Below are 11,369 nucleotides of genomic sequence, written 5' to 3'. Positions count from 1 at the left end.
CTATAAAGGCTTGGCGAATGTCTTAGTTTTCTAATATTATGATGCCTTATTTGTCATGAGATTTACACCAATTATACTTCCAACAACTGCTGCTAATATATAGGTTAGATGATAAATCGACTGTTTGATTGAAAAAACTTCATTGAATCCTAAATATTGAATTAAGAAAGTTAATAGAGTGAAACCTCCACCAGTTAAGATTCCAACAATCCAACCATTCTCTTTTCCTTTTAAACCAGCAATTATCCCACCAATGAACAGTGTTACAAGCCCAATTGTTAACGAAATATACGATAAAGTAAATTCAGAGACTGTAGTAAAACGAACAATAAGGGATAGGAAACTGCTTGATATAAGAATTAGAACTAAAATAGAAATCCATCCGTAAACAACAGCTACTAAATAAGAATTCTTCACAAAACCCCCCCTTTTAAAACTATATTTATTCATAGTGTTTAAAAATAGACATGTTTCTAACTATTTTTTTATAAATTTATTAATTAATGGGATTTGCTTTAATTCCTGCTCTGTAATGAAACGGAGTGCAAATAAAAGGATAAGATAAATGAAAGATAAAATAATTAAAGTTAAAATAAGCGATACTATTCCCGCATTGTTATATAAAGTAGATTTTAATAAGAACCCCGAACCATAAGTTGCACCAACTAAAACAATCATTTTAAAAATATCCATTTTTGGTATCGTAAATTGTATCGTTTTGTGTAATGTTGCTAGATGTAGAAAAGTAATCAGAATAACACTAGTACTAATGGCAATTGCCACTCCCATAATTCCAATGTTTTTATTTGAAGCAAGTAAAATTAGAACAGAAAATTTAACAACTGAACCAATTAAGCTATTCCACATCGCATATTTTGCTAAGTCAAGTGCAAATAATGCTGACTGTAAAGGGGATTGAATATATAATAGTAGAAAAAAAGGAGCCATTAAAATAATATATTTACTTGCGTTACTTGTCCCGTACATATATGTTAAAATAGGTATTGAAAATAATATGAAGACAATGGTGGCTAGAGCGCCGGATGCAAATGAAATTCGAATTGCTTGATGAATTCGGTAATGTACCAATTTTTTATTGCCGATTGCTTCTAATTCAGAAATGGAAGGAACTAATGCGATTGATAATGAATTCGTTATAAAGGTTGGAAGGTATAATAATGGCATCGCATAGCCGGTTAACTCACCATATTGACTAGTTGCATCTTTTGTAGCAATTCCGGCATACGCTAGACTTTGTGCAACTAAAATTGGTTCTAGAAAACCAGCAAAAGAACTGATCAGACGGCTGCCAGTATTTGGAAGGGCGATAGAAAACAATTGTTTCCGTACGGGTTTGCTCCCTTTTAAATAAGTAAAAAATTGGTGCCGTACTTTGATAGTCTTTTTTTGTTTAAAAGTATAGAAAAGGTATAAAAGCGATGCTAACTCTCCAATTACAACACTTACCATTGCTCCTGCTGCAGCAAATTCTACACCGTATGGAAGCAAGAGTGAAACGAGAAAAAAAACGGCAGTAATCCGAATGATTTGTTCAATGACGATTGCAATACTTTGGGGCGTCATGTTTTGCATACCTTGAAAATATCCTTTTATTACTGAAGTCATTGCAATAATTGGAACAACTGGACTAATTGCTAGTAAAGGATATAAAGTACGATCATCTGTTAATAAGTAATTTGCTACAAGCGGTGCAAGGAAAATCATACAAATAGTAAAAAAGATACTTGTACATGCTATAATAAGAAAGGATACAGTAATTATTTGTTTGATTTTATACCTATCATTTTGAGCATTTGCTTCAGCAACTCGCTTTGAAATTGCAATAGGTAGCCCAATTTGTGTTAGAGTAATGATCAGAAATAAAGATGGCATTGCCATCATGTATAAGCCAACACCTTCTTCACCCATTAACCGTGCGACAACAATGCGATTTATAAAACCTAATAATCTGGTAATCATCCCAGCGATTATTAATACAATTGTTCCACGGATAAATGATTGCTTTGTCAATGTAACGCCCTACTTTCTTTTTTTAAGAAATTGCTTTTCAATTTATGTATATGCTTGTACACGGGTAGAATGACAAGCAATAGTAAATAAAATATAGTTGCAATTGATGGTTGTATAATAGGAGGAATGTATGTGGAAGAAAAGACGGTAAAAGAGTGGAAGTCTTATATTATTCCTGCGCTTGAAAGTAAAGAAAGTGAATTTAAATTAGTTGGTTATACAGATGTAACACAAGATGAAATTTGGCGATGTTTAGAGGAAAAGGTATGGAAAGGAAATCCGAAAAAAAAATTGTATGAAGTGATTCAAGATATATTTCACTTACGACCTTCTATTTATATGAATTTTATGACAATTAATGCCCTTCAATCGGAAGATGATGATTTAATGGCATCCATTGAAGCGTTAACGAAAGGTGAAAACAATTAACGGATTTTTAAAAAATGGCAAAAAGAGAGGAATTAATGTATGAAAAAAAGAGGTAGAATTATTGCCTTTCTACTAATTGTTCTAATCTTTATAGGCACGATTAGTACGACAGTTACGGGAATAAGTAAAAAAATAAACTTAGGTTTAGATTTGCAAGGTGGATTTGAAATACTTTATGAAGTCGAGCCGGTTGATAAAGAGCAAAAGGTAGATAAAACATTACTCGAGGCAACAGTTCAGACATTAAATGACCGGGTTAACCGACTAGGAATTAGTGAAACGGTGATTGACATTGAAGGTGAAGATCGAATTCGGGTACAACTTGCTGGGGTTGAAGACCAGGCAGAAGCACGCGAAATACTTTCTACATCTGCGTTACTTTCTTTCCGTGATGTAAATGATAAGGAATACTTAAATGGTACTGATATTAAGGAAGGGAGTGCCCGACAAGATTTTGACCCACAGTCTAATCAGCCAATTGTAACGTTACAATTGAAAGACGCTGATAAATTTGGAGAAGTAACAACGGAAATTCAAAATATGGGTACACCTAATAATTTACTTGTTATTTGGATGGATTTCCAAGAAGGCGATTCATTTGAAGAAGAAGTACAAAAAGCAGAACCAAAATTTATTTCCGCTCCACAAGTATCGAAACCAATTCATGATACAAATGTTCAAATTACTGGTGATTTCACTGTAGAAGAAGCGCAGAGACTAGCAGATATTATTAATTCCGGTTCTTTACCTGTTCATTTGACAGAATTATACTCTACTTCTGTTGGTGCTCAGTTTGGAGAGACAGCGTTAAATCAAACTGTTTTTGCTGGAATCATTGGAATTATTGCGATCTTTTTATTTATGATTACAGTTTATCGTTTCCCGGGTTTGATTGCTGGGATTAATGTGATAATCTATGTCTATCTCATTTTATTAGTATTTGAATTAATGAATGGCGTCTTGACATTACCGGGGATCGCAGCGCTTATCTTAGGTGTCGGTATGGCTGTTGATGCCAATGTGTTAACTTTTGAACGAATTAAAGAAGAATTACGGAGTGGAAAATCAGTACTTACTTCATTTAAAACAGGGGGAAAAAGTTCCCTTGTAACAATATTAGATGCAAACATTACGACAATTCTTGCTGCAGCAGTATTATTTATTTTTGGTACAAGTTCCATTAAAGGATTTGCTACCATGCTAATTGTAAGTATTTTAGTTAGCTTCTTAACTGCCGTTTATGGAACGAGACTGCTTTTAGGATTATGGGTAAATAGCGGATTTCTAACGAAAAGAAAAAGTTGGTTCGGTATAAAAGAAGAACAAATTCAAGATATTGCTTCCAAAAAAGATGTAGAACCAACTATTTTTAATCGGACATTCGATATTGTAAAACATAGGAAGAAGATGTTTATTACGACGATCATTGCCGTTATTCTAGGGGCGTTATCACTCGGTTTATTCCAACTCAACCCAGGTATTGACTTTACTAGTGGATCGCGGGTAGAAGTTCTAGCAGATGAAGGTCTTACTCAAACCGATGTAGAATCCGACTTAAATACATTAGGATTAGAAGCAAAATCAATTGTATTATCTGGTGAAAATAACGAAATTGCCGTAATGCGATTCGATACCGTTCTTTCAGAAGCCGATATATCCGACTTAAAAACCTATGTTATGGACAAATATGGTCATGAACCAAGTGTTAGTGTCGTTTCTCCGATTGTAGGACAAGAACTTGTTAAAAATGCAGTATATGCACTTGTGGTTGCATTAATCGGAATGATCATTTATGTGACATTCAGGTTTGAATTTTTCTTCTCCATAACTGCAATTATAGCATTATTGCATGATGTATTTATTATGCTTGTTGTGTTTAGCATTATAAGAATTGAATTTGATGTTACGATTATTGCTGCGATCTTAACAATTATTGGTTATTCGATTAATAATACAATTGTTGTATTTGATCGCATAAGAGAAAACATCCGGGCTACTAATAAATTAGTCAAATCTAAAGTAGAATTAGCAAAAATTATTAATAGAAGTTTGATTCAAACATTTATGCGAAGTATTAATACAACAACGACAACCCTTATTGCAGTATTGGCATTTTTAATTTTAGGTGCCGAATCCATATTCGGATTTGCAATTGCACTCGTTATTGGCTTGCTAGCGGGAACATATTCATCATTATTTTTGGCTTCCCAATTATGGCTTGTCTGGCGTGGTCGTAATTTAAAAGAAAAACCAATAGATTTTAGAAAGAAAAAGCGAGTAGAAGGTCCGCAAGTATAAATTATATTTTAGGGTGATGAATCATGAAAGGTCAAACGTATGTTATTTTAGCAATTAGCTTCATTATTTTAATCTCTATATTTGCAGTGTTAAATGTGGAAGTTGTTGAAGTAAATTATTTGTTCTGGAGTGGTACATCCCCACTTGTTTTTGTTATTTTGTTTTCTGTATTATTAGGTGGCGTTGTCACAGCGTTTGTAAGCATGAAAAAATACTATGAACTAAAGCGAGAAAATAAACGGTTAAGACAACAGATTATTTCTTTAGAGACAGAATTAGAAGAATTCAAAACATCTAGCTTATCCAGTGAAACAGATAATAACAATTAACTAAAGAGACCTTGCTCTAGAGCGTGAAAAATAATAGGGAGTGACTTTATGTTAAAGAGTAAGGCGAAGTGGGATTTTTTTTGTGAAAAAAAGCAAGCATTTACTCCATCTACTATCTTAAAATCCTTATATCATGAACGTGGGCTCTTATCAAAAGAAGAACAACAACAGTTTTTACAGCCCAAATTAAGCGATTTGGAATCTCCATCTAAATTTGAAGAGATTACAAAAGCAAAAGATAGAATTTTAGCTGCAATTGAAAATAAAGAAAAAATAATAGTCTATGGGGATTATGATGCGGATGGAATTACATCAACAGCATTATTAATAAGTGTTTTAAAAGATCTTGGTGCGATTTGTGATTTTTACATACCAAACCGTTTTACCGAAGGATATGGATTAAATACAAATGTACTAGAGCAATTTAAAAAACAAGCAGTTTCTTTAGTAATTACAGTCGATAATGGAATTGCAAGCAATATAGAAGCCGATTATGCAAAAAAATTAGGGCTTGACCTTATTATAACTGATCATCATGAGGTACAAGAAGATATTCCAGATGCTTTTGCAATTATCCATCCTTTATTATCGCCAAATTATTCCTTTAAACATTTGGCAGGTGTTGGTGTTGCTTTTCAATTTGCCCATTACTTACTAGATGAAATGCCGATACATTTATTAGATCTTGTTGCCATAGGGACTATTGCCGATTTAGTACCGTTAACTAAAGAAAATCGAATGTTAGTCTCTAACGGTCTCAAACAGATACAAAAAAGTAGAAATTTAGGAATAAAGGCGTTAAAAAAAATATGTAATCTAAACGGTTCAATAACCGAAAGAGATGTTGGTTTTTCAATAGCGCCACGATTAAATGCTGTAGGTAGATTGCAAAGTGCTCGTCTTGCGGTAGAACTTTTACTTACTGAAGATAAAGAAATAGCACAGCAAATTGCTGAGGAAATTGAAGAATTAAATATTGAACGAAAGCAAATTGTGAGTAATATAGTAAAAGAAGCGGAACAGAAGGTAAATGAAAATGAAGTGGATGGTTTTATCATCCTTTATGATGAGGATTGGCATGAAGGTGTGCTTGGAATTGCTGCTTCAAAGCTTGTGAATAAATACGATCGGCCTGTAATGATGTTAACGTATAAAGAAGAAACGGATGAATTAAAAGGATCGGCTCGCAGTATCCCTGCATTTAATTTATTTGAAAATGGAATGGAAATTAGACATTTGTTTACTAACTTTGGTGGACATGCACAGGCTGCAGGGATGACGTTTCCGTTTGAAAATTTAGAAGAAATTAGTGAACATTTAAATAGACAAATTTTATCTCAGTTAAACGAAGATGACTTCAAGCAAATAATCAATGTTCATAGTTCGCTCTCTATTGATACGGTGACGGAAGAATTAGTAACGCAGATTAATCAACTAGCTCCGTTCGGTATGGGGAATGAAGAACCTATATTTCATTTTATAAGTAAACCGACTCAGATAAGACAAATAGGGCAAGTAAAAAACCATTTAAAACTACAATTTATGGAAAATGGTCATCGAATAGATGCAATTGGTTTTGGGCTTGGGCATTTATATTATTATATTTCACCTCAATCTGAAATAGAAGTTGTAGGTAAATTACAGATAAATGAATGGAATGGAAACCGGACTGTGCAAGTTTTAATTGAGGACATAGCCGTCAATGAAAGGCAATTATTAGATTTCCGGGGTAGGCAAAGTGCTGCAAATATTAATCCATATATAGCTTCTTTTAAAAATAATCTAATTGTATGCAATGATCGTGAAAAAATTTACCACTATGTTAGTGACTTTAACGATATAACAGTTATCAGTTATAATGAACATATAGAAACTTTACCACATACGGAAATATTATTCATCTATGATTTACCGAGTGAATTGAATACTTTAGAGAAAATTATTTACAAAACGAATCCAAATTTTATACATGCATCCTATACAATTACTGAAAATGCATATCTGCAGTCGATTCCAAATCGTGATGATTTTAAATGGTTATATGCTTATTTATATAATTACTGTCCTATTCATTTGAACGTGGATTTGCCTAGTGTAATGCAAATGAAAAAATGGACGAAAGACAAAATTATTTTCATTTTAAAGGTTTTTCTTGATCTACAATTTATCACTATTCGGGATAATGTAATTTATATAAATAAAAATGCAGAAAAAAAAGCATTACATACTTCAAAAACATATCAAAAAAGGGTAGAACAAGGAAAAATAGAAAAATTACTGTATTATTCTACATACGAAGAATTAAAATCATGGTTTGAAAACTCTATTCGTATAAACAGTTCTACTGAGGAGGAACTACTACATGGATCTTAAAGAATATATTACAATTGTGGATGACTGGCCAAAACCAGGAGTACAATTTAAAGATATTACCCCCTTAATGGCAAATGGAAAAGCATTTAAAGCAGCGGTTGATGAAATTACTTTATATGCTAAAGAAAAAGAAGTCGATCTAATCGTGGGACCTGAAGCTAGAGGATTTATTATCGGTTGTCCGGTTGCATACCAATTAGAAGTAGGATTTATACCAGTTCGAAAAGAAGGAAAACTGCCAAGGGAAGTAATTAAAGTAGATTATGGTTTAGAGTACGGAAAGAATGTACTAACAATTCATAAAGATGCTGTTAAAAAAGGACAACGTGTTCTAATTACAGATGACCTTCTGGCAACGGGAGGGACTATTGAAGCAACGATTAAACTCGTAGAACAACTTGGTGGTATTGTCGTAGGATGCGCATTCTTAATTGAACTAGCCTATTTAGATGGAATGAGTAAACTTAAAGGCTACGATGTGTTAACATTAATGAAATACGAATAACTTATTTGTCATTGCACATAGGTAAGTATAAAACTTCCTCCCGCATAAGTGCAACTACAGGCTTTGATAAGCCTAGTTTCTAAAATTAAGGTGATAACGTGTCTAAGGATAAAAATAGAACGATTGAAGACATTATTGAAAAGGCTAAAAGCTATTTAACCCAAGAAGAAGTGGACTTTATTTATCGAGCCTATGAATTTGCTAAATTAGCACATATTGATCAATACCGTAAATCTGGGGAAGCTTATATTATCCACCCCATTCAAGTTGCTGGAATTTTAGTTGACTTAGAAATGGATCATGAAACAATTGCCAGTGGATTATTACACGATGTTGTGGAAGATACGGAAACAAGTTTAGAGGAAATCGAAGCAGCATTTAATTCCGAAGTTGCCATGCTAGTTGATGGGGTTACAAAATTAGGAAAAATAAAATATAAATCAAAAGAAGCATTACAAGCGGAAAATCACCGAAAAATGTTTGTCGCGATGGCGAAGGATATTCGTGTTATTTTGATTAAACTTGCTGACAGACTGCATAATATGCGGACATTAAAACATTTACCGGCAAATAAACAACGTAGAATAGCAAATGAAACACTCGAAATCTTTGCACCGTTAGCCCATCGACTAGGTATGTCTACAATCAAATGGGAATTAGAAGACACGGCACTTCGTTATTTAAATCCACAACAGTATTATCGTATCGTTCAGTTAATGAAACAGAAGCGAGATGAACGAGAATCATATATTGACGAAGTAATGAATGATATCGCAGAAGAATTGGCCAAGGTTAGAATTGAAGCCGAGATTTCCGGTCGTCCTAAACATATTTACAGTACGTACCGAAAAATGAAAACGCAAAATGTTGAATTTAATGAAATTTATGATTTGCTGGCTGTTCGGGTTATTGTAGAAAGCATTAAAGACTGTTACGCTGTTTTAGGTATCATCCATACGTATTGGAAACCAATGCCCGGTAGATTTAAAGATTATATAGCAATGCCGAAAGCAAATCTGTATCAATCCCTTCACACAACTGTGATTGGTCCTAAGGGAGATCCACTCGAAGTGCAGATTCGAACAAAAGATATGCATAAAATTGCCGAGTACGGGATTGCAGCTCATTGGGCATATAAAGAAGGCAAGGAAATTAAGCCTAATGAAAAATCATTTCTGGGTAAACTCACCTGGTTCAGAGAAATATTAGATTGGCAAAATGACACGCATGATGCGGAGGAATTTGTTGAATCATTAAAAATTGATTTATTTTCCGATATGGTTTATGTATTTACACCAAAAGGAGATGTAATTGAATTACCATCAGGTTCAATTCCACTTGATTTTGCTTATCGCATTCATACTGAAATAGGCAATAAAACAGTAGGTGCACGAGTAAATGGAAAAATGGAACCGTTAGATTATCAGTTGAAAAATGGCGATATTGTAGAAATTATTACATCTAGGCATTCCTATGGACCTTCTCAAGATTGGTTAAAAATCACCCAATCTTCTCAAGCGAAAAATAAAATAAAGCAATTCTTCAAGAAACAGCGTAAAGAAGAGAACATTGAAAAAGGGAAAGCGGAAATCGAAAAAGGGATAAAAGAACTTGGTTTTACTCCAAAAGAGGTTCTAACACCTGAAAATATTAAAAAAGTCTGTAGTAAGTTTAATTTTGTAAATGAAGACGACTTGTATGCAGCGGTTGGGTATCAAGGAATTACTGCTGCTCTTATTGTAACTAGACTTACGAATCAATTACGTAAAGAAAAAGAAAGCGAACAAAAATTAGAAGAAAAAATTGAAGATGTTCAGCAAAGTGTACAAGATAAATCTAGTTCACTTAGTAAAACAGATTTAGGAGTTATCGTTGAAGGGGTGGATAATGTATTAGTTAGACTATCCCGATGCTGTAATCCGGTTCCAAATGACGATATCGTTGGCTATATTACAAAAGGACGTGGTGTTTCTGTACACCGGAGAGATTGTCCGAACATTCAATCTGATGAAGCAAAAGAACGTTTTCTAGATGTTAAATGGAAAGATATGAAGTATAGTATGAAAGAATATCATTTGGATCTTGAAATATCCGGTTATGATCGTCATGGACTGCTAAATGAGGTACTTCAAGTTATTAATGAGACAAATACACATATTTCTTCAGTCAGTGGCCGTGCGGATCGTAATAAAATTGCTCATATTCATTTAACGGTGTTAATTAAAAATACCGATCACCTACAACATGTTGTCGAAAGAATTAAACAAGTAAAAGATATTTATGCAGTAACTCGTACGGTACATTAGTCTAAAAAAAGGAGTAGCAGATTTGAGAGCAGTTATTCAACGTGTAAAACATGCAAATGTGAAAGTGGAAAATGAAGTAATAGGTGATATTAAAAACGGTCTGGTAGTATTACTTGGCATCACTCATGAAGATACAGAAGCAGATATTAATGCATTAGTGCAAAAACTTATTCATTTACGTATATTTGAAGACGAAGAAAATAAATTAAACAATTCATTAGTAGATATACAAGGGAAGATTTTATCGATTTCTCAATTCACACTTTATGCAGATGTCAGAAAAGGAAGACGCCCTAGTTTTATAAATGCTGCCAAACCTAAATATGCAGAAACGTTATATGAATTATTTAATGATCAACTACGAAAAGAAAATATTAATGTAGAAACGGGTACTTTTGGGGCAATGATGGAAGTAGAACTTGTAAATGATGGTCCAGTAACAATTATTTTAGAAACTAAAGATGGTAAAATTGTTGAACTTGCTTAAGCTTGACATTCATTTGAAAAATTCTTATGATTATATCGACTATAAAATGTAATCGTTAAATCCTTTGAAGGAAAAAGTAATTAGTACCAAAATGAATAGAGAGAAAATAGCTAGGCTGAAACTATTTTCACATTCTTGCCTAATGAAAGACATTCCTGAGGAGCTATATTGAAATAATAGTAATTATAGACGTAAACAGGCGTTAACTGATATAAAGCGAATGCATAAATTTATGCATTAAGTAGGGTGGCAACACGGGTAAATCTCGTCCCTTTATTCTTAATTGAATGTGGGAACGGGATTTTTTTATTTTAGCTAACTTCAGCCACTCTTAACTTTACAGTAGAAGTAAACTGTGACGTAACGATTTATCACCGTTGGGGAAAAGTGACTCTACCTCCGCTCCGGAATGTGAGTCGATGAACAACATGTAGAGTCCAGATCTAATAGGTCGAGTCAATCTGCAAGAAGGGCATGTTTCGATAATAATCGTGACCGTTTTGGGTGGGGGTCATGGAAAACGGGCATGTTTCGATGTTAATCGTGACCGTTTAGGGTAAGAGTCATGGAAAACGGGCATGTTTCGATGTTAATCGTGACCGTTTAGGGTA

At 33.6% G+C, this 11,369-nt stretch carries 9 protein-coding genes and 1 other annotated feature; of the genes, 7 read left to right on the top strand and 2 right to left on the bottom strand.

Going from position 1 to position 11,369, the window contains the following annotated elements; translation table 11 throughout:
- Positions 1-36: 36 nt before the first annotated feature.
- Both SPD89_RS21600 and spoVB read right to left on the bottom strand, forming a co-directional pair.
- Positions 37-417, bottom strand: coding sequence for a TIGR04086 family membrane protein (locus SPD89_RS21600; RefSeq protein WP_336264005.1), 381 nt, complete (start codon positions 415-417; stop codon positions 37-39).
- Between the two features lie 60 nt (positions 418-477).
- Entirely contained in the window at positions 478-2,031 is a 1,554-nt protein-coding gene (spoVB, locus tag SPD89_RS21595) for a stage V sporulation protein B (RefSeq protein ID WP_336264004.1), read from the bottom strand.
- A 126-nt stretch (positions 2,032-2,157) separates the two neighbouring features.
- Between spoVB and SPD89_RS21590 the strand changes: the two genes are divergently transcribed.
- The 7 genes from SPD89_RS21590 (at position 2,158) to dtd (ending at position 10,758) form a co-directional block, all read left to right on the top strand.
- Positions 2,158-2,460, top strand: a complete 303-nt coding sequence (locus tag SPD89_RS21590; RefSeq protein ID WP_442961219.1) for a post-transcriptional regulator — start codon at positions 2,158-2,160, stop codon at positions 2,458-2,460.
- A 39-nt stretch (positions 2,461-2,499) separates the two neighbouring features.
- Positions 2,500-4,758, top strand: coding sequence for a protein translocase subunit SecDF (gene secDF, locus SPD89_RS21585; protein WP_336264002.1), 2,259 nt, complete (start codon positions 2,500-2,502; stop codon positions 4,756-4,758).
- Positions 4,759-4,781: 23 nt separating this feature from the next.
- Positions 4,782-5,087 carry a LapA family protein gene (locus SPD89_RS21580; RefSeq protein WP_336264001.1) on the top strand — a complete coding sequence of 102 codons (306 nt, stop codon included), beginning with the start codon at positions 4,782-4,784 and terminating at the stop codon, positions 5,085-5,087.
- A gap of 48 nt (positions 5,088-5,135) precedes the next feature.
- Positions 5,136-7,460 carry a single-stranded-DNA-specific exonuclease RecJ gene (recJ, locus tag SPD89_RS21575; RefSeq protein ID WP_336264000.1) on the top strand — a complete coding sequence of 775 codons (2,325 nt, stop codon included), beginning with the start codon at positions 5,136-5,138 and terminating at the stop codon, positions 7,458-7,460.
- Entirely contained in the window at positions 7,450-7,965 is a 516-nt protein-coding gene (locus tag SPD89_RS21570; RefSeq protein ID WP_336263999.1) for an adenine phosphoribosyltransferase, read from the top strand. The genes recJ and SPD89_RS21570 overlap by 11 nt, the downstream gene beginning before the upstream one ends.
- Before the next feature lie 98 nt (positions 7,966-8,063).
- Positions 8,064-10,271 (top strand): RelA/SpoT family protein, encoded by a 2,208-nt coding sequence (locus SPD89_RS21565; RefSeq protein WP_336263998.1) that lies wholly within the window; start codon positions 8,064-8,066, stop codon positions 10,269-10,271.
- Between the two features lie 22 nt (positions 10,272-10,293).
- Positions 10,294-10,758, top strand: a complete 465-nt coding sequence (dtd, locus tag SPD89_RS21560; RefSeq protein ID WP_336263997.1) for a D-aminoacyl-tRNA deacylase — start codon at positions 10,294-10,296, stop codon at positions 10,756-10,758.
- 55 nt (positions 10,759-10,813) lie between these two features.
- Positions 10,814-11,034 (top strand) — a binding site (T-box leader).
- Positions 11,035-11,369: the final 335 nt, after the last annotated feature.

The organism is Pseudogracilibacillus sp. SO30301A (assembly GCF_037072025.1).
Classification (GTDB): Bacteria; Bacillota; Bacilli; order Bacillales; family Amphibacillaceae; genus Pseudogracilibacillus.
The sequence above is the reverse complement of the archived record's forward strand: the minus strand, read 5'-3'. Positions and strand labels throughout refer to the sequence as shown.

What these genes read in the sequence shown, in the direction of transcription:
- SPD89_RS21580 (WP_336264001.1), top strand. Translation starts at nt 4,782, where the DNA reads ATGAAAGGTCAAACGTATGTTATTTTAGCAATTAGCTTCATTATTTTA.
- secDF (WP_336264002.1), top strand. Translation starts at nt 2,500, where the DNA reads ATGAAAAAAAGAGGTAGAATTATTGCCTTTCTACTAATTGTTCTAATC.
- SPD89_RS21570 (WP_336263999.1), top strand. Translation starts at nt 7,450, where the DNA reads ATGGATCTTAAAGAATATATTACAATTGTGGATGACTGGCCAAAACCA.
- SPD89_RS21590 (WP_442961219.1), top strand. Translation starts at nt 2,158, where the DNA reads ATGTATGTGGAAGAAAAGACGGTAAAAGAGTGGAAGTCTTATATTATT.
- recJ (WP_336264000.1), top strand. Translation starts at nt 5,136, where the DNA reads ATGTTAAAGAGTAAGGCGAAGTGGGATTTTTTTTGTGAAAAAAAGCAA.